This is a genomic window from Pseudomonas sp. TMW22080, assembly GCF_022496745.1.
GTDB classification, from domain to species: Bacteria; Pseudomonadota; Gammaproteobacteria; order Pseudomonadales; family Pseudomonadaceae; genus Aquipseudomonas; species Aquipseudomonas bubulae.
On sequence record NZ_SCFF01000004.1, the window covers coordinates 332,081 to 350,695 of the forward strand.

Here is an 18,615-nt window from a genome sequence, read left to right on the forward strand (position 1 = left end):
TGCCACTGCAATGACCGAGTTGTCGAAAGTGTCGGTCACCGCGCTCAAGGGCGTCGGTGAGGCCATGGCCGAAAAATTGGCCAAGGTCGGACTGGAAAACGTCCAGGACGTGCTGTTCCATTTGCCGTTGCGCTATCAGGACCGCACCCGCGTTGTCCCGATTGGCGCTTTGCGCCCCGGTCAGGATGCCGTTGTCGAGGGCCGGGTCATTGGCGCCGACGTGGTCATGGGCAAGCGCCGCAGCTTGCTGGTGCGCATCAACGATGGCACCGGCGGCCTGAGTCTGCGCTTCTACCACTTCAGCAATGCGCAGAAGGAAAGCCTCAAACGTGGCACCGAAGTGCGCTGCTATGGCGAAGCCCGCCCCGGCGCTTCGGGACTGGAGATCTACCATCCCGAATACCGCGCCATTACCGGCGACGAACCGCCACCTGTCGACACCACGCTGACGCCCATCTACCCCACCACCGAAGGCCTGACCCAACAGCGCCTGCGTCAGCTCAGCCAGCAAAGCCTGGCCATGCTCGGCCCGCGCAGCCTGCCCGACTGGTTGCCGCCGGAGCTGGCCAAGGACTATCAACTGGCCCCGCTGGATGAAGCCATTCGCTATCTGCATCAGCCGCCTGCCAATGCTGATGTTGAAGAACTCGCCCTGGGCCATCACTGGGCCCAGCACCGCCTGGCCTTTGAGGAGCTGCTGACTCACCAGCTGTCGCAACAGCGACTGCGCGAGAGCCTGCGTTCACAACAAGCCCCGGCGTTGCCCAAGGCGAAAAAACTGCCAGTGCAGTTCCTCGCCAATCTGGGTTTCGCGCCGACGGGCGCGCAGACCCGGGTTGGCAACGAGATTGCCTACGACCTCAGTCAGCCCGAACCCATGTTGCGCCTGATTCAGGGCGACGTGGGCTCAGGCAAGACCGTGGTTGCGGCCATGGCAGCGTTACAAGCACTTGAGGCGGGTTATCAGGTTGCCCTGATGGCCCCCACGGAAATCCTCGCCGAGCAGCACTTCATCAACTTCAAGCGCTGGCTCGAGCCTTTGGGCCTTGAAGTGGCGTGGCTGGCCGGCAAGCTCAAGGGCAAGGCCCGGGTCAGCGCGCTGGAGCAAATCGCCAGCGGCGTACCGATGGTGGTCGGTACCCATGCTCTGTTCCAGGACAACGTGCAGTTCAAAAACCTGGCGCTGGTGATCATCGACGAACAGCACCGCTTTGGCGTGCAGCAACGTCTGGCCCTGCGCAACAAGGGCGTGGGCGGGGTGATGTGCCCGCACCAGCTGATCATGACTGCCACGCCGATCCCGCGCACCCTGGCCATGAGCGCCTATGCCGACCTCGACACCTCGATCCTCGACGAGCTGCCGCCGGGCCGTACTCCGGTCAATACGGTGCTGGTGGTCGATACGCGGCGTCTTGAAGTGATCGAGCGGGTGCGCGCCGCCTGCGCTGAAGGGCGCCAGGCGTATTGGGTGTGCACCCTGATCGAAGAGTCTGAAGAAATGACCTGCCAGGCTGCCGAAACCACCTTTGAAGACCTCTCCAGCGCCTTGGGTGAGCTGCGCGTCGGGTTGATTCACGGGCGAATGAAGCCCGCTGAAAAAGCCGAAGTCATGGCGCGCTTCAAGGCTGGCGAGCTGCAATTGCTCGTGGCCACCACGGTGATTGAGGTGGGCGTCGACGTGCCCAACTCAAGCTTGATGATCATCGAAAACCCCGAGCGCCTCGGCCTGTCCCAGCTGCACCAGTTGCGCGGTCGCGTGGGCCGGGGCAGTGCCGTCAGCCATTGCGTGCTGCTGTATCACCCGCCGCTGTCACAAATCGGCCGTCAGCGCCTGGGCATCATGCGCGAGACCAACGATGGCTTTGTGATCGCCGAAAAAGACCTCGAACTGCGCGGCCCCGGCGAAATGCTCGGCACTCGCCAGACCGGTCTTCTGCAATTCAAGGTCGCCGACCTGATGCGCGATGCCGACCTGCTGCCCGCCGTGCGCGAGGCCGCCCAGGCGTTGATCGAACGCTGGCCGAGCCATGTCAGCCCCCTGCTTGATCGCTGGCTGCGCCACGGTCAGCAATATGGTCAGGTGTAAAAGACCATTCAGTAAATGGCCCGGCGGCCGATCAAGAGCTAATCAAAATCAAGTTGTACAGAACGGATGCAGACCATGACTGAAGTTGCCAGTGCCCTTGTTGCTGCGAGCACGCCGTCCGTTATCGGGCGCTTGCTCGGTGACCTGGCTGTTGCCTATCGCAAAGTCCCGGATCACCCGGAGCTCGACCCTGCGCGCAAGGTGCACGCCGTACTGCTCGACGATTCGATCGGTCCCCTGCTGGTGCTGTTCACCCAGAATCATTTACTTGATCTGAACCGTCTGGCCGACTTGACCGGGCGGCGCATGACCGCCGTTGCGCCGGAGCGCCTGCAGGTCTTGCTGGACAAGCATGGCCTGAGCCAGCTGCCGGGCTTGCCGGCGCTGGTCAACTCGCCCTGCCTGTACGAAGAACACTTGCTGCAACAACCCTCGCTGCTAATCAGCACGGGTGAACCGGGCCTGTGGCTGGAGATTGCCCAGCAAGACTTCAAACCCCTGCTCAAAAACGCCAGCGCCGGCCGTTTTGGCGAGCCTTTGGGCGCCATCACACCTGATCTCGGCGGGGACGATGGCGAGGCCATCACCCGGGCAGTGCAGGCCTTCACGGCGCGGCGCATCCAGCAGCGGCTGGAGGCCACCATCGAACTGCCACCGCTGTCCGAGAGCGTGCGCAGAATCATGCGGCTGCGCTCCGACCCTGACGTAACCATCGATGAAATCACCAGCGTGGTGGAAACTGACCCGGCGCTGGCGGCGCAGGTCATGAGCTGGGCCTCGTCATCGTTTTACGCCTCGCAGAGCAAGATTCGCTCGGTCGAAGACGCCATTGTGCGCGTGCTGGGGGTTGATCTGGTGATCAACCTGGCACTCAGCCTGTCGCTGGGCAAAACCCTGAGCCTGCCCAAGGACCATCCGCAATCGAGCACTCCTTACTGGCAGCAGTCGATCTACACCGCGGCGGTGATTGAAGGGCTGACCCGGGCCATGCCCCGGGAGCAGCGCCCCGAAGTCGGCATGACTTACCTGGGCGGGTTGCTGCACAATTTTGGTTACCTGCTGCTGGCCCATGTGTTTCCGCCGCATTTTTCGCTGATCTGCCGGCATCTTGAGGTAAACCCCCATGTCAGCCACAGCCTGATCGAGCAGCACCTGTTGGGTATCAGCCGTGAACAGATGGGCGCCTGGCTGATGCGCTTTTGGGGGATGCCGGATGAGTTGGCGATTGCCGTACGCTATCAACACGACCCGGCTTATGTGGGGGTGGATGCGCAGTATCCCAACCTGGTGTGTGTGGCGCTGGGCTTGCTGCGCAGCCGCGGAGTCGGTCACGGTGCGTGTGCGCCGTTGCCGGATGCGTTGTTCGAGCGTCTTGGCGTGCCACGAGAAAAGGCTGAGGCGGTGGTGGGCAAAGTATTGGAGGCTGAAGTGTTGCTGCGCGAGATGGCAGCGCAGTTCGGTCAGGCTTGAATAGCTAAAAGCACAAGCCCCATCCCTCTCCCTCTCGGAGAGGGCTAGGGTGAGGGGCTCTTGATCTTAAGCCTTGGCCTTTTTACGCGGCTTGAGGTACTTGGTCAGGCCCTGGAACCAGATCACCAGCGCCGGGTTGCCCTTGATCTGAATCGACTTGTCCTGAATCCCTGTCATGAACGCCAGTTGCTTGTTCTTCGCCTGCAGCGTAGCGAAGCCGTAGGCGGCATCTTTAAAGGCGATGGCAAACGCCGGCTCGGGGTACAGGCCGCCGTGGCTGGTGATGCGCTGGTCTTTGACCTTGAAATGACGGGCCACTTTGCCGTCGAGGGTTTGCAGCTGGAACACCAGATCCTTGTCCACCAATTGTTGCTGGAAAGCAGGATTGTTGCGGCTGGCTTTGCCCATCAAAAAGCCCAGCATCCAGAGCAGAAAACGAAATTTCATGTACGCGGCCTCGGGGAAATAAAAAATGGCCGGCGCAGTGTAACGATTTGAGCGAAGAACGCCATATTTCTGCAGAGTTAGGCGTAGATGGGCTAGGTTTTGCCACTTATGGCCGCACAATCGGCCCGTGTTTTCTCAAGAACGGGCCGCTGGCAAGGCCAGCTTGCCCATTCTTCATGTAGCCCGTGCCTTAAGGATTCACGCTGTCCTTGAGGAATTTGCCCGGTTTGAACGCCACCGTGTTGCTGGCCTTGATGGTGACCGGCTGGCCGGTTTGCGGGTTTTGCCCCGTACGGGCACCGCGGTGGCGCTGGATAAAGGTGCCAAAGCCGACCAGCGTGACGCTGTCCTTGCGATGCAGGGCCTGGGTGATTTCTTCCAGCACCGCATTGAGAACGCGGTTGGCTTGTTCTTTGGTTAGGTCAGCCTTTTCAGCGATAGCTGCGGCGAGATCGGGTTTACGCATGATGAAGCCTCATTGACGGTTTTTTGTTGTTATGTCCGTGCTGCTCTCTACGGAACAGCGCCCAAGGCGCCGCAGGCTCTAAACTGCGGCAGACCCGTGTGAGAATGGCACGCGACCAAGGTCGGCGCCAGCCTCTGCACAGGCTTTGTTGAGTCAAGGCAATGGCATATGCGACAGAATGAGCAGCTTTTACGCCAAAAGTGCAGGCAGCTCTTTGTTTAGCGCGAGTTTTTCTCGAACAGCCTCACCCGTCAGCGCATAACCGAGCAACTTGCCGTCTGCGTCGCGGCACAGCGCCTTGATATCGGCGCCCTGACCTTCCACGGTCCACACACCCTCGTAGCCACGCGGCACAGGTGACACCACCAGCGGGCAAACCGGGGTTTTCACCGTAATGGGCATGGCTCCGTAACTGACCGCGGTCGGGTTGCCTGCCAGGGTTTGCGCCAGCGCCCGGGCGCAACTCATCAACGGCATCACATACAGCAGGTTAAGGCCGTCGACCTCGGCACAATCGCCCAGCGCGTAGATATGGGAGTGAGAGGTTTTAAGCTGACGATCCACCTCAACCCCGCGATTGACCTTGATCCCCGCAGCGGCGGCCATATCAATGCGAGGGCGCAAACCGATGGCGGACACCACCACATCGCACGGAACGACACTGCCATCCGACAAATGCGCCTCGAGGCCGCTGTCGGTACGTTGCAGGCGGGTCAACACCGGGCCCAGATGAAAGCGTGCGCCCAGGCTTTCGAGGCCAGCCTGCACCGCCGCTGCAGCAGCGGGGTGTAAAAGGGTTGGCATCACTTGCTCGCAGGGCGCGACCAGATCGACCTCATAACCGCCTGCGATCAGATCGTTGGCAAATTCGCAGCCGATCAGCCCCGCGCCCAGGATCAGGACGCGGCGTTTACCTGCGGCAGCTGCGCGAAAACGCGCGTAGTCTTCCAGGTCATTGATCGGGAAGATCGCATCCTGGGCGTCGCCCTCCACCGGGACCTGCACCGTTTGCGCACCCCAGGCCAGCACCAGGTCACGATAGGGCACCGCCTCTTCACCGATCCACAATTGCTTGTGGCCCGGGTCGATACCGCTGATGCGGGTATGGATACGCACCTGGGCCTTGAGCTGCTCGGCCATCGCCTCGGGCGTGGCCATGCTCAGGCCGTCAGCCTCTTTGTTTTTGCCAAAGCCGGTAGACAGCATTGGCTTGGAGTAAGAGCGCCCGTCATCGGAGGTGATCAACAGCAGCGGGGTTTCGCTGTCCAGCTTGCGAAACTCACGGGCCAGGTTATAGCCGGCCAGCCCGGTGCCAACGATCACGACAGGTGCGTTCATGCCAATCTCCAGAAGTTGAATCAGGTTTTAAAAGGGTTGATCAGTTGATTTCAATCATCTCGAAATCCATTTTACCGACGCCACAATCCGGGCACAGCCAGTCTTCAGGTACGTCCTGCCACAGGGTACCGGGGGCGATGCCATCATCCGGCCAGCCGTCGGCTTCGTTATAAATCAGTCCACATACAATGCATTGCCACTTCTTCATCTGGGTATTTCCTAAAGGTTCAGGCTTGGACAAGGCCACGGACTTATCAACAGGCGCCGTGTTACTCGTCAAATTCAGGGCGTTTTGTACTGATGACCACCCGCAGATGCAAGCACCAATACGGGCAAAAGTCCCTTGGACGCTCATTCGAGGATCCGCGTGATAAGCTCGCCGACCTCAATGGCTGCCAATTATGACCCACCGTGCCGCACATAACTTCTCCGCTTATCCCCCCTGTCTGGCTTGAACAAGGCCAACTTCCTGCGCTGCCTGACACACAGACCCTGGACTGGCTATTTGACGAGGGCTCTCTGACTCGGCGTCTCACTGCAATTTCAGATAATGCCTTCAGCGTGCTTCCACTTTATGAAGGTTGGCAAGTACTGCGCCCGGATGAATGCGCTGCGCTGGACCTGCCTGAAGGCGTTCAGGGCTGGGTGCGCGAAGTGTATTTGCGCGGGCACGGTGAGCCTTGGGTGTTTGCACGCAGTGTCGCGGGTAAAAGCTCACTGCAAGAGGGTGGCCTGAACATGGACGAACTGGGCAACCGGTCGCTGGGGGAGTTGCTGTTCAGCGACCAGGCCTTTGAGCGCGGAGCCCTGCAGGTGTGCCACTACCCGCGTAACTGCTTGCCGCAGGCTGATCAGGTCGATCACCTGTGGGCACGCCGCTCGCGCTTTGTGCGTGGCAAACTGAGCGTGCTGGTGGCCGAAGTGTTTTTACCCAAACTGTGGGCCGCCCTCGGTGCCCGGTCGGAGAACAATTGATGTACACGCGCCTGCTCAAATCACTCAACCGTTTCAACCCCCGTGCCTGGGACTTTATCCAGCTGACCCGCATGGACAAGCCCATCGGCATCTACCTGCTGCTGTGGCCGACCTTGTGGGCATTGTGGGTGGCCGCCAAAGGCGTACCCTCGCTGGGTAACCTGCTGATTTTTGTCTTAGGCGTGGTGTTGACCCGTGCTGCCGGCTGCGTGATCAATGACTTTGCCGACCGCAAGGTGGATGGTCATGTCAAACGAACAGAACAACGGCCTATGGCCAGTGGCAAAATCAGCAGCAAAGAAGCCCTGGTGTTCTTTGCGCTGTTGATGGGGGTCAGCTTCCTGCTGGTGCTGTGCACCAATGCTCCGACCATCTGGCTTTCATTTGGCGCGCTGGCACTGGCGGCCACTTACCCGTTCATGAAGCGCTACACCTACTACCCGCAAGTGGTGCTGGGCGCAGCGTTCTCGTGGGGCATACCGATGGCCTTTACGGCCGAGACCGGCAGCCTGCCGGCTGCGGCCTGGCTGCTGTACATCGCCAACCTGCTGTGGACAGTGGCCTACGACACCTACTACGCCATGACCGACCGCGAAGATGATCTCAAGATCGGGGTTAAATCCACCGCCATCCTGTTTGGCGATGCCGACCGCGTGATCATCCTCAGCCTGCAGGGTCTGGCCCTGGGTTGCCTGCTGCTGGCAGGGTCGCACTTTGAGCTGGGCGGCTGGTTCCACCTTGGCCTGCTGGCGGCGGCGGGCTGTTTTGTGTGGGAATTCTGGTACACCCGCGACCGTGATCCGCAGCGCTGCTTCAAGGCCTTCCTGCACAACCACTGGGCAGGGTTGGCGATTTTTGTGGGGATCGTGCTCAATTATGCGGTGGCTTGAGCCCCTGCCCCGCGAGTTTTTTCAACGCTGACCCAACCCCTGTGGGAGCGGGCTTGCTCGCGATGCGGACAGCGCGGTGGCGCTGCAAGACCGCGACGATCCAGTCGCGAGCAAGCCCGCTCCCACATCGGCCTTACCCCGCTGGCACCAGCCGCAAGGTGCTGCGGGTATTGAGCTGGATTTCGTTTTCGTCCATATGCGGTTTGTCGTAATCACCCTCGATGTAGGACTCGGCCTGGTCGCGGTAGTGCTTGTCGAACGGCACGCCACTTTGCCCGACCGGGTTGATGGTCAGCCCGTGGGACGGCTCGGCAAAGTCGATCAGGCGCCGGGTAGACGGGCCGTAGCTCACTGGCCACGGGGCATTGCCCAGTTTGGCGCTGAGGTTGTTGGGCACTTCGTGGCCGCCGGGGGCGGCGAAGGGGCCGACGTTGAGCAGCCAGTCCAGGGGCTTTTGCCGCCCCAGCGGGTGTTCATGGGTCAGGGTGTGGGCCACGCCCCAGCGCCATTGCCCGGGGTCGTCACCCAGGGTGGCCTTCAAATGGGCGATGCTGGCCTGCCACGCCACCTTGACCGTATCGGCGCGGGTTTCTTTGCGCGCGGTGCTGCGGTTGTCCCACCACAGTGAATCCGGGCTGGCCGCAAGGCGCGGCAAGGCAGCATCGATCACACGCGTAGTCAGCATGGCATCAAAAAAACTGTCGCCCAGTTTGTCGCGCATGGTGGCCTCTGTGAGGCTGTACAAAAACTGGTTGAACAAGGTCGCCGCAGTTGAGTCCAGCGGATAATCGCCCTTCCACTGTGCCAGTTGCTCCACCAGTTTGCGTTCGCCCGGGTCCGTGACCACTTCGCGCAGCACCGGCAACAGAGGCTTGAGCACACGCTCACCGTAGCCCGTGGCAGTACCCAGCTGCAGGGCCTGGCTGTTTTTCAGGTTCCACTTGACGCTGTCATCGCGGAGCTGACGATCAAGCTGCTGGCCGCGATCAGCCAGGTTGTAATAACCGGGGATCTCGATGCCGACAGGCGACAATGGCTGGAAGTTGGCTGACACGATATAACCCCGCGCCGGATTTTCTTCCTGGGGGTTGGCGCTGAACGGGTAAAAACCGTCTTTGTCGGCCTGTGCTGTGCTGCCGTCGAGGATAAACGCCGGATTGACTCCGGCCGGGCGCTTGGGCAGTTGCGCCGCTGCCCACCAGCCGATATCACCCTTGGCGTTTGCCCACACCAGATTCAGACCGGGCGCCTGAATATAGGTCGCAGCCGTACGCGCCTTGCTCAAGCTGTCAGCACGGTTGAGCTGGTAGAAGCCTTCGAGGATCGGGTTCTTGCTCTCCAGGAAGCCCCACCACATGGCAATCGGCGTGTTGCCCGCGGTAGCGCCCAACACGTCATTGATAATCGGCCCGTGGGGCGACTGGCGCAGAGTGAGGGTCACCGGCGCCTCGCCCTTGACGGCAATCTGCTGTTCGCTGCGGGTCATGTCGACCCATTGACCGTGATACCAGACCTGATTGGGGTTATCGGGGTTGGTCTTCTCGGCGATCAGGTCCAGATCGTCGTTCTGGAACATGGTCAGGCTCCAGCCAAAATCGGGGTTGTTGCCCAGAAAAGCGAACGGCACCAGCGCCTGATGGTAGCCATACAGGTCGAAATCCGGTGCCGACAGCTGCGCTTCGTACCACACAGACGGTGCCGCAAAACGGATATGCGGGTCACCCGCCAGCAGTGGCTTGCCACTTTGTGTGCGTTTGCCTGACACCACCCAGGCGTTGCTGCCTTCAAACTGCGGCAAGCCCGCCTGGCTCAGGGCCTGATCGCTCAGTTGGGCCAGCGCCCCCAGGGTTACCCAGTCGCTGGCCGCCAGTGCAGGAGACAATACGCCCTGGGGCTGCCAGTCGAGGTCGAAGATTTTCAGGTAATCGCTGCCCAGTTGGTCACGTATATAGGTCAGCAGCGGTTCGGTACGAAAGCCGGCGGCAAAGCTGTAAGCCATGTAGCCGGCGACACTGATGGTATCTTCGCCGGTAAAGGGCCGGGGGGCGATGCCCAGCAGGTCGAACTCCACGGGTTTGGGGTTGTTGGCCTGGTATTGATTGATCCCGTCCAGGTACGCCTGCAAGGCCAGAAATGACGGGGACTGGTGATCCAGCTCAGTCAAGTAACTCGCAGCCCGCTCACGGATGCGCAGGCTGCGAAACAGCTTGTCGGTATCGACCAGCTTGGGGCCCAGCACCTCGGCCAGTTCGCCCCGGGCGAGGCGGCGCATGATCTCCATCTGAAACAGCCGGTCTTGTGCCTGAACGTAGCCCAGGGCCCGGTACATATCCGCCTGGTTGCCTGCACGAATATGCGGCACACCGCGCTCGTCATAACGCACCGTGACCGGCCCCTGCAACGCTGCAAGCGCCACCTGCCCCTGGCGTACGGGCAGTTTGCTCTGCACGTACCAGGCCCCGCCGCCTGCAAGAACGACAATGGCAACGGCGATAACGGTCAGGCTGCGATTCATGAAGCAACTCCTTGTTCTGGTCGTACGCGCCGGGGCGATATCAGTGGGCGGTGCTTTTATCTTGCCAGGAGCAGTAACAGCCCACCGCCATGGTATGGGTGGCCTTGACCGGGCGACCTTCGCTCAGGGCTTGCAGGATGGGTTCTATGAAACTGTTGCTGGCGTTGCAGGTGGCCCCTTCGCTGTAGGGGCCAAAGTAGGCCAGTTGGCCACTGCGGTCCCAGATGGCCACGGCCGGGCTGGCACTCAGATGCTCGGCGCCGGGCAGGCTGGCCAGCGCCTTGATCGCGCCCAGGGTGGCGGGTAATTGACCGTGAGTGCCGGACTTTTGCAGTGAGTAGAATTCGACGCCTTGGGGCGCGTAATGAGCCAGCAGCTCGCTGAGGTGCTGCTGGTTGCCGACGTTGCAGGGGCACGCCGGGTCCCAGAAGTGCACCACGCGAATGGCACCCGGACCCGACAGTTCGGCGGGCAGACCCAGTACATCCCCGGAGAACAAAGCGGCCTGATCACTGAAGGCACGGATATAGCGGCCCTGGAACCAGTCGTAGGCCGTCCACAACCCCACCGCGCAGATCAGCGTCAGCAGGCAGGCCAACAGGGTTTTGAACGGGGGCACCGGCATTGGAAAGCTCCTTGAAGGCCGCGTAGCTTGCCATGCTTGACCTGACAGATGAATATTGAAGGTCTATAAAGCCTGTTTTGCGCGCCTGCGCCCTGTCTGGAAGCCTCTATGCCTGCCCTGTTTTCTCCCGATTCCTTGCGCGCCAGCCTGCAGCCGCTGGCGGCGGGCCAGCCGTTATCGAGTGAAGCCCTGGCGTATCAGCGTTATTACGGTCTGGATTTTCCCCATCGTCAGGCGCCAGTCAAACGTCAGTTGGGGCGCTTCACTGCGGGGGGTTACGAGATCGTCAGTCAGGTGTGGTGGCCAGCCTCGTCACCCGTGGCGACCTTGTTTGTGATTCACGGGTTTTACGATCATATGGGGCTTTACCGGCATGTGATCGAATGGGGGCTGGACCACGGATTTGTAGTGATCGCCTGTGATCTGCCGGGGCACGGGCTGTCCAGTGGCGAGCGGGCCAGTATCGACGATTTCGCGCGGTACCAGGCGGTGCTGCAAGGCCTGTTTATCGAAGCGCAATCATTGCAGTTGCCGCAGCCCTGGCATCTGTGCGGGCAAAGCACGGGGGGAGCAATTGTGCTCGATCACCTGTTGCGCTGCGGTGCGCAAAGCCCGGCACAGGGCCAGGCAATACTGCTTTCGCCCCTGGTGCGACCCAAGGGCTGGAGCTGGTCGAAACTCAGCTACTACCTGCTGCGCCCGTTCGTCAAAGGCATTGCCCGGCGTTTTAGCGAAAACTCCAACGACCCGGCTTTTTTGCCGTTTCTGCAAGCCGACCCTCTGCAACCGGTGCGTTTGCCGACAGCCTGGGTGGGTGCGCTGGCGCGCTGGATCCCGCGAATTGAAGGCGCGGCACCGAGTGCGCGGCAGCCGCTGGTGATTCAGGGCCAGGACGATAAAACGGTGGATTGGCAGCATAACCTTGAGGTGCTCAAGGCCAAGTTCAATCAGCCGCAGACACTGCTGTTGCCTGAAGCCCGGCACCATCTGGCGAATGAAACGCCCGAGATACGTGAGCGATATTTCGCTTTTCTGGACAAGTATTTCTGAGACCCTGAAGGGCGCTGTCCTATGGGTTCAGGTTGGCAGTGCTTTGCCCCACTGCCAGCCCGGCGCGAACCGCTGCCAGGGCTGCTTGATAATAGGTCTTGCCTTCAGGCGATTGCGCAAAGGTAACGAACTCTTCCAGCTCCGGGTCAGACAGATCGCGATACACGTAGAGCAAGGTGTTATCCAGCTCGCCGCCGATCTGATCCATCAACCGCTGGCGCTGCCCGTTCAACATGCTCTGCGCTTGCCCGCCACCCAGTAGCCCCGGGATCATCGAACTCAAGCTGTCCGCGGCAACACCGGCAATCGCCAGGCTGACTTCGGCCCCGGCTTCACGGGCAGGCAGTGCGCGAGACAAATGATTGATCAGCAACTGGCGGGTAGCGTCGGCGTCCATGCGCGGCAGGCCCTGCGCATGCATGGCTAATTGATCGCGGCGCGTGGCCAACAGCTCGGCGGCGACAATTTTGCCGCCCAATGGCGAGCGGAAAAACACCAGCGCCGGCTTCGGATCAGGCAAGTTGTTACGCATCTGTTCCTTGGCCCGCTTATCCATCGCCGCAGGTGCAAAACGCTGGCTACTGTTGTTGACCAACGCCTGGTAGACCGCTGGCGGCAAATTGTTGCGATAACGCTCCTGAGCAGCGCCCAGCGCATCATTGAAGTGCTCACGTTGTTGCGGCCAGCCGGCGACCGTAAACAGATCATCAAGGTTGTCTGCCCATGCGGGTAACGTACAAAACATCATTAACAGTAAAAACAAGCGGCGCATGAGGGGCTCCTGTCTGCAGGGCGCTATTGTCCGGGTGTGGCGTAGGACTTGTCGAGAATTCGTCTCGCTCATATGGGCATTAAAGCGTGCAGGTGATTTATTTCGACATTGCCAGCTAGACGGAGCTGTCAGATTTTGAGGCGGCTCGATACTATGCGCGCCATGCAAATACCCTCTGATCACCCGCTGTTGCTACGCATCGTCGACGACCTGTATACGCAGGGATGGTCACAGCAAAATATTTTCCTGCCCGAGGCTCTGACCCTCGAACTGGCGGCTGAGTGCCATAAACGTTCAGCTGAAGGCGAACTGACCCCGGCAGCGGTCGGCCGCGGTGTGACTCAGGAGGTACGCGAGGGAATACGCGGTGACCATATCCAATGGCTGGAGCCGGGAGAGGCGCTGGCTTGCGACAGTTACCTGGGGTTAATGGAAAGCCTGCGAATCGCCATGAATCGCAGGCTTTTTTTGGGCCTGGAGGACTTTGAAAGCCACTTTGCGCTCTACCCGCCCGGTGCGTTTTACCTCAAGCATCTGGACCGCTTTCGGGATGATGACCGGCGCATGGTTTCGGCTGTGGTCTATCTCAACCAGGGCTGGCTGCCCGAGCATGGTGGGCATTTGCGCATGTACCTGGACGGCGATATCGACTATGACGTGTTGCCGACCGGCGGGTGTCTGGTGGTCTTTCTCTCGGGCGAAATCCCCCATGAAGTCATGCCTGCGACCCGTGACCGTCTGTCGTTGACCGGTTGGTTTCGCCGTCGTGCCACCGAGGTGTTTGTATGAGCCCCAAAGTACTGGTCAGTCGCTGCCTGCTGGGGCATCGCGTACGCTACGACGGCGGCGCCAGCGGCCCCTATGCACTACTGGCGCAATGGCAGGCCGAAGGCCGGGTGATTGCCTTGTGCCCGGAAGTGGCGGGCGGCTTGCCCACGCCACGCGCTGCAGCAGAGATCCCCGGCGGCCAAGGGGTCGAGGTGCTCGCGGGTAAGGCTGCAGTCATTACCACTGAAGGCGAAGACGTAACCGAGGCGTTTGTGTCCGGCGCGCGTCAGGCACTGGCGCTGGTTGAGCGCCACGGCATCCGCATTGCCATTCTCAAGGCCAACAGCCCGTCCTGCGGCAATCGACTGACCTATGACGGCAGCTTTAGGGGTGTCAAAGTCGAGGGGCAGGGCGTGACTGCAGCCTTGCTGACCCGTGCAGGGGTGCAGGTATTCAGTGAGCTGGAGCTCGAAGAAGCGGCCAAAGCACTGGGTGTTTTGACGCAGAAATGAGTTCAGGTAATATCCGTCATCACATTGCCCAGGGATACAACGATGACTGACAAGCCTAAATCGCAGCCCTCGGCCGCAGCTGAAAGTGCCGATTCAGCACTGCACCATATCGTTGATGGTTTTTTGCACTTTCATCACGAAATCTTCCCTGAACAAGAAGCCTTTTTCAAAAAGCTGGCCACGGCGCAAAACCCCCGTGCGATGTTTATTGCCTGTGCCGATTCGCGCATCGTGCCGGAGCTGATCACCCAGAGCGCACCGGGCGATCTGTTCGTGACCCGTAACGTCGGCAACGTTGTACCGCCTTACGGCCAGATGAACGGTGGTGTTTCCACGGCGATCGAGTACGCGGTACTGGCACTGGGCGTGCAGCACATCATCATTTGCGGGCATTCCGATTGTGGCGCGATGCGCGCCGTGCTCAACCCCGCCAGCTTGAAAAAAATGCCGACGGTAAAGGCCTGGCTGCACCACGTGGAAGTGGCCAAGACCATGGTGCAGGACAACTGCAACTGCGCCAATGAATCTGAAAGCATGCACGTGCTGACCGAAGAAAACGTGATTGCCCAGCTGCAGCACTTGCGCACGCACCCGTCGGTAGCGTCGCGTATGGCCAATGGGCATCTGTTTATCCATGGCTGGGTCTACGACATCGAAACCAGCGCAATCAAGGCCTACGACGCCGACAAGGGCGAATTCCTGCCACTGGACGGCACCAGCCCGATCCCGAGCGCGACGCCCAAAGCGCGGTTTTAAACGCGCATGAGCGGTGGGAGCGGGCTTGCTCGCGATTGCATCAGCGCGGTATGTCAGTTAAACCGCAGCGTCTGCATCGCAGGCAAGCCAGCTCCCACAAAAAGCCTGCAAAAATCTTACAACGCCAGGCCAACGCCCAATTGCTTGGACAGGCACGGCCAGCGCTTCCAGGCTGCGCCCGTTTCAGGGCTGGTCAGGCGCTCGCGATAGGCTTCGACCGACTCCAGGGCAAAGCTCTCTTCGTTGAGCATCAGGTCAACCGCATGATGCACGGCGGCATCCAGCTGGTTGGCAAAGTCTTCGCCAATCAACTGGTGGGCGATCAGGTTGGCCACGGTCATGTCCAGCGGAATCAACGGCTGCTGGAAGTGCTTGATATAGAGGTCGTTGACCTCTTCGACCAGGCGGTGCGCCAGGTACGCTTCGTCCAGCAAACCCTCCAGCCCTTCGTGGCCAACGAGCAGCGGCAATGGCTGGGCAAAGAATTGCTCGGCGATTTTCAGGATCGGCTTGATCTGCGACTCGATACCGGCCTCGCGAGCGACTTCATTGGCCGCATCGAGCAAGTCGGGCACCTGGTCGATATAGGCGCTGACGAAACGCGTCATCACCACATTACGGTCGACTTCAGGCAATTGGATGGCGGTGTGAAGGTGTGGCAATTGAGCGGCCAGATGCTTGGCGAGCAGGCCCGTTTCAGCCTCATGGTCTTGGGCACGCGAGATCTGCACGCGGATGGCGGCGGTGTTCATGGGAACTCCAGGGGGGTGCTAGACAGGGGGGTACTTTTAAAAAAGTAGCCCTCTCAGGTCAAGGAGAGGGGTTTTTCAGGGGGAGTATTGTCATTCATTTTGTGACCGGGCAGTGAGTGCCATTTGTCGATGGCCCCTTATTTCATTGTTTTGGCCCCTTATATTGCGGGGCCGGGCCCTGTGTCTATACTCGTTTTTGTAACCGTTATTCGATGACGCCCGACTGCTTGAGCAGACGAGGCTCGGCGGTAAGGAACAGCTGGTTGGAACACCGCCCCCTTGTAGCGCTGCCCGTGTACAGATGCAGACCGGCGCAATAACAAGAAAAATAAAGGGGAACACCGCGATGCGACATCCACAGTTATGGATGGGCCTGCTGTTGTGGTCAGTGTTCAGCCAGGCACAAGCGGCCTGGACCGTGAATATGACGCCAGGTGCAACCGAAGTCAGTCATGCGGTCTTCGACCTGCACATGACCATCTTCTGGATCTGTGTGGTGATCGGCATCATCGTCTTCGGGGCCATGTTCTGGTCGATGATCGTTCACCGTCGCTCCACCGGCCAGCAACCGGCCAGGTTTCATGAGAGCACCAGAGTCGAAATCCTGTGGACAGTCATCCCCCTGGTGATCCTGATCGCCATGGCTGTACCCGCGACCCGCACCCTGATCCATATCTATGACAGCAGTGAATCGGATGTGGATATCCAGGTCACTGGCTATCAGTGGAAATGGCATTACAAATACCTGGGCCAGGACGTCGAGTTTTTCAGCAACCTGGCCACCCCCGCCGACCAGATCCACAACCAGGCCCCCAAGGGCGAGCATTACCTGCTCGAGGTCGATGAACCGCTGGTTTTGCCCATAGGCGCCAAGGTGCGGTTTTTGGTGACCTCGGCCGATGTCATCCATTCCTGGTGGGTGCCGGCTTTTGCAGTCAAACGTGACGCCATTCCGGGGTTTATCAACGAGGCCTGGACCCGCGTCGAGAAGCCTGGCCTTTACCGCGGCCAGTGCGCCGAACTGTGTGGCAAGGACCACGGCTTTATGCCGATTGTGGTTGATGTCAAAACCAGGGCCGATTACGACGCCTGGTTGACCGAACGCAAGGCCCAGGCCGCGCAACTCAAGGAGTTGACCAGTAAAGAGTGGACCCTCGACGAGTTGGTGGCGCGTGGCGACAAGGTCTATCACACCGCCTGCGTGGCCTGTCACCAGGCTCAGGGCCAGGGCCTGCCGCCGATGTTCCCGGCACTCAAGGGTTCACCTGTTGCCACCGGCCCTGCCGCCGACCACCTGCACCGCGTGTTCTTCGGCAAACCGGGTACCGCCATGGCCGCTTTCGGCAAGCAACTGTCGGAAGTCGACATCGCTGCGGTGGTGACTTACGAGCGCAACGCCTGGGGCAACAACAAGGGCGACATGGTGACACCAAAAGACGTGCTGGCGCTCAAGCAGGAACAAGGCAAATGAGCCGCCCGGGGATGTGTGCACGTAACGGTCGGGGGCAATCTGCCACTGGCTTCTTGGTCCAGCTGTTTGCAGGAGTCAGGACATGAGTGCTGTTATCGATGACCACGGCCATGCAGACGGTCAGGCCCATGGCCCGGCCAAAGGCCTGATGCGCTGGGTGCTGACCACCAACCACAAGGACATCGGCACCTTGTACCTGTGGTTCAGCTTCTGCATGTTTCTGCTTGGCGGCTCGTTTGCCATGGTGATTCGCGCCGAGCTGTTCCAGCCCGGCCTGCAGATCGTGGCCCCGGCCTTTTTCAACCAGATGACCACCATGCACGGTCTGATCATGGTCTTCGGCGCGGTGATGCCGGCGTTTGTCGGCCTGGCCAACTGGATGATCCCGCTGATGATCGGCGCACCGGACATGGCCTTGCCACGGATGAACAACTTCAGCTTCTGGCTGTTGCCCGCCGCATTTTTACTGCTGATTTCGACGCTATTCACCGCCGGGGGTGGGCCCAACTTCGGCTGGACGTTCTACGCGCCGCTGTCCACGACCTACGCACCCGAAAGCGTGACCTTTTTCATTTTTGCAATCCATTTGATGGGCATCAGCTCGATCATGGGCGCGATAAACGTGATCGCCACCATCCTCAACCTGCGCGCCCCCGGCATGACCCTGATGAAAATGCCCCTGTTTGTCTGGACCTGGTTAATCACCGCCTTTCTGCTGATTGCGGTAATGCCGGTGCTCGCGGGTGTGGTGACGATGATGCTGATGGATATCCACTTCGGCACCAGCTTTTTCAGCGCCGCAGGTGGCGGTGACCCTGTGCTGTTCCAGCATGTGTTCTGGTTTTTCGGCCATCCCGAGGTGTACATCATGATCCTGCCGGCCTTCGGTGCCGTCAGCGCGATCATTCCAACCTTCTCGCGCAAGCCGCTGTTTGGCTACACCTCGATGGTCTACGCCACGGCCAGCATCGCCTTCCTGTCGTTTATCGTATGGGCGCACCATATGTTTGTGGTGGGCATTCCGCTGGTGGGCGAGCTGTTCTTCATGTACGCCACGCTGCTGATCGCGGTGCCCACCGGGGTCAAGGTGTTCAACTGGGCCAGCACCATGTGGCAAGGCTCACTGACCTTTGAAACGCCGATGCTGTTTGCCGTGGCCTTTGTGATTCTGTTCACCATCGGCGGGTTTTCCGGGTTGATGCTGGCCATTGCCCCGGCGGACTTTCAGTACCACGACACCTATTTTGTGGTGGCGCATTTCCACTATGTGCTGGTGCCGGGGGCAATCTTTGGCATCTTCGCTTCGACCTACTACTGGCTGCCGAAATGGACCGGCCACATGTACGACGAAACCCTGGGCAAGCTGCACTTCTGGCTGTCCTTTGTGGGCATGAACCTGACGTTCTTCCCGATGCACTTTGTCGGACTGGCGGGTATGCCGCGGCGGATTCCGGACTACAACCTGCAATTTGCCGATTTCAACATGGTGTCGTCGATTGGTGGGTTCATGTTTGGAGCGACGCAGTTTTTGTTCCTGTTTATTGTCATCAAATGCATCCGCGGTGGGCCGCCAGCACCGGCCAAGCCGTGGGACGGCGCCGAAGGTCTGGAATGGAGCGTGCCTTCGCCCGCGCCGTACCACACCTTTACCACGCCGCCGGAAATCAAGTGAAAGGTCAAAGTCCCCTCTCCCTTTGGGAGAGGGGCTTTTGCTCCAAGGAG

18 protein-coding genes are annotated in these 18,615 nt (G+C 60.2%); 10 read left to right on the forward strand and 8 right to left on the reverse strand.

What is annotated here, in order from left to right:
• The first annotated feature begins 10 nt into the window (after positions 1 to 10).
• Together recG and EQV96_RS15785 are read left to right on the forward strand one after the other, a co-directional pair.
• Entirely contained in the window at positions 11 to 2,086 is a 2,076-nt protein-coding gene (gene recG / locus EQV96_RS15780) for an ATP-dependent DNA helicase RecG (protein WP_240882178.1), read from the forward strand.
• A gap of 75 nt (positions 2,087 to 2,161) precedes the next feature.
• Entirely contained in the window at positions 2,162 to 3,556 is a 1,395-nt protein-coding gene (locus tag EQV96_RS15785) for an aminoacyl-tRNA deacylase and HDOD domain-containing protein (protein WP_198417411.1), read from the forward strand.
• A gap of 66 nt (positions 3,557 to 3,622) precedes the next feature.
• Here EQV96_RS15785 and EQV96_RS15790 read toward each other — a convergent pair whose 3' ends face one another.
• From EQV96_RS15790 to EQV96_RS15805, 4 genes are all read right to left on the reverse strand, one after another.
• Positions 3,623 to 4,003, reverse strand: coding sequence for a helicase (locus EQV96_RS15790; RefSeq protein ID WP_094999708.1), 381 nt, complete (start codon positions 4,001 to 4,003; stop codon positions 3,623 to 3,625).
• 190 nt (positions 4,004 to 4,193) lie between these two features.
• On the reverse strand, positions 4,194 to 4,469 hold the full coding sequence (locus EQV96_RS15795; protein ID WP_016782719.1) for an HU family DNA-binding protein: 276 nt from the start codon (positions 4,467 to 4,469) through the stop codon (positions 4,194 to 4,196).
• Between the two features lie 189 nt (positions 4,470 to 4,658).
• Positions 4,659 to 5,807 (reverse strand): FAD-dependent oxidoreductase, encoded by a 1,149-nt coding sequence (locus EQV96_RS15800; RefSeq protein ID WP_094999707.1) that lies wholly within the window; start codon positions 5,805 to 5,807, stop codon positions 4,659 to 4,661.
• 40 nt (positions 5,808 to 5,847) lie between these two features.
• Positions 5,848 to 6,015: a rubredoxin gene (locus EQV96_RS15805; protein WP_003437744.1), complete on the reverse strand. Its 168-nt coding sequence runs from the start codon at positions 6,013 to 6,015 to the stop codon at positions 5,848 to 5,850.
• Between the two features lie 203 nt (positions 6,016 to 6,218).
• Between EQV96_RS15805 and EQV96_RS15810 the strand changes: the two genes are divergently transcribed.
• Both EQV96_RS15810 and ubiA read left to right on the forward strand, forming a co-directional pair.
• Positions 6,219 to 6,782: a chorismate lyase gene (locus EQV96_RS15810; RefSeq protein WP_240882179.1), complete on the forward strand. Its 564-nt coding sequence runs from the start codon at positions 6,219 to 6,221 to the stop codon at positions 6,780 to 6,782.
• A complete protein-coding gene (gene ubiA / locus EQV96_RS15815; protein WP_095017874.1) occupies positions 6,782 to 7,672 on the forward strand; it encodes a 4-hydroxybenzoate octaprenyltransferase in 891 nt (296 codons plus the stop codon). The genes EQV96_RS15810 and ubiA overlap by 1 nt, the downstream gene beginning before the upstream one ends.
• Before the next feature lie 133 nt (positions 7,673 to 7,805).
• Here the strand turns inward: ubiA and EQV96_RS15820 are convergent, their stop codons facing one another.
• Entirely contained in the window at positions 7,806 to 10,187 is a 2,382-nt protein-coding gene (locus EQV96_RS15820) for a penicillin acylase family protein (protein WP_240882180.1), read from the reverse strand.
• Positions 10,188 to 10,227: 40 nt separating this feature from the next.
• Positions 10,228 to 10,812, reverse strand: coding sequence for a DUF6436 domain-containing protein (locus EQV96_RS15825; protein WP_240882181.1), 585 nt, complete (start codon positions 10,810 to 10,812; stop codon positions 10,228 to 10,230).
• Positions 10,813 to 10,920: 108 nt separating this feature from the next.
• Here EQV96_RS15825 and EQV96_RS15830 point away from each other — a divergent pair, with 108 nt between their 5' ends.
• Positions 10,921 to 11,862: an alpha/beta hydrolase gene (locus EQV96_RS15830; RefSeq protein WP_133144103.1), complete on the forward strand. Its 942-nt coding sequence runs from the start codon at positions 10,921 to 10,923 to the stop codon at positions 11,860 to 11,862.
• A 19-nt stretch (positions 11,863 to 11,881) separates the two neighbouring features.
• On the opposite strand, the gene EQV96_RS15835 is transcribed toward EQV96_RS15830, so the two are convergent.
• Complete coding sequence (locus tag EQV96_RS15835) at positions 11,882 to 12,634, reverse strand: hypothetical protein (protein ID WP_095017878.1); 753 nt, start codon at positions 12,632 to 12,634, stop codon at positions 11,882 to 11,884.
• A gap of 153 nt (positions 12,635 to 12,787) precedes the next feature.
• Here EQV96_RS15835 and EQV96_RS15840 point away from each other — a divergent pair, with 153 nt between their 5' ends.
• Genes EQV96_RS15840 through EQV96_RS15850 form a run of 3 tightly spaced genes read left to right on the forward strand, consistent with a single transcriptional unit; the run spans position 12,788 to position 14,670 of the window.
• Positions 12,788 to 13,423 carry a 2OG-Fe(II) oxygenase gene (locus EQV96_RS15840; RefSeq protein WP_094999699.1) on the forward strand — a complete coding sequence of 212 codons (636 nt, stop codon included), beginning with the start codon at positions 12,788 to 12,790 and terminating at the stop codon, positions 13,421 to 13,423.
• Positions 13,420 to 13,914 carry a DUF523 domain-containing protein gene (locus EQV96_RS15845; protein ID WP_094999698.1) on the forward strand — a complete coding sequence of 165 codons (495 nt, stop codon included), beginning with the start codon at positions 13,420 to 13,422 and terminating at the stop codon, positions 13,912 to 13,914. Before EQV96_RS15840 ends, EQV96_RS15845 begins: the two co-directional genes overlap by 4 nt.
• A gap of 42 nt (positions 13,915 to 13,956) precedes the next feature.
• A complete protein-coding gene (locus tag EQV96_RS15850; protein ID WP_094999697.1) occupies positions 13,957 to 14,670 on the forward strand; it encodes a carbonic anhydrase in 714 nt (237 codons plus the stop codon).
• 116 nt (positions 14,671 to 14,786) lie between these two features.
• Here EQV96_RS15850 and EQV96_RS15855 read toward each other — a convergent pair whose 3' ends face one another.
• A complete protein-coding gene (locus tag EQV96_RS15855) occupies positions 14,787 to 15,422 on the reverse strand; it encodes a hypothetical protein (protein ID WP_094999696.1) in 636 nt (211 codons plus the stop codon).
• Positions 15,423 to 15,768: 346 nt separating this feature from the next.
• On the opposite strand from EQV96_RS15855, the gene coxB reads away from it, so the two are divergent.
• The gene (coxB, locus tag EQV96_RS15860) at positions 15,769 to 16,893 is read left to right on the forward strand and encodes a cytochrome c oxidase subunit II (protein WP_095026813.1); all 1,125 of its coding nucleotides are present in this window, start codon (positions 15,769 to 15,771) and stop codon (positions 16,891 to 16,893) included.
• Between the two features lie 82 nt (positions 16,894 to 16,975).
• Positions 16,976 to 18,565: a cytochrome c oxidase subunit I gene (gene ctaD, locus EQV96_RS15865; protein ID WP_094999694.1), complete on the forward strand. Its 1,590-nt coding sequence runs from the start codon at positions 16,976 to 16,978 to the stop codon at positions 18,563 to 18,565.
• The last annotated feature ends 50 nt before the right edge of the window (positions 18,566 to 18,615 follow it).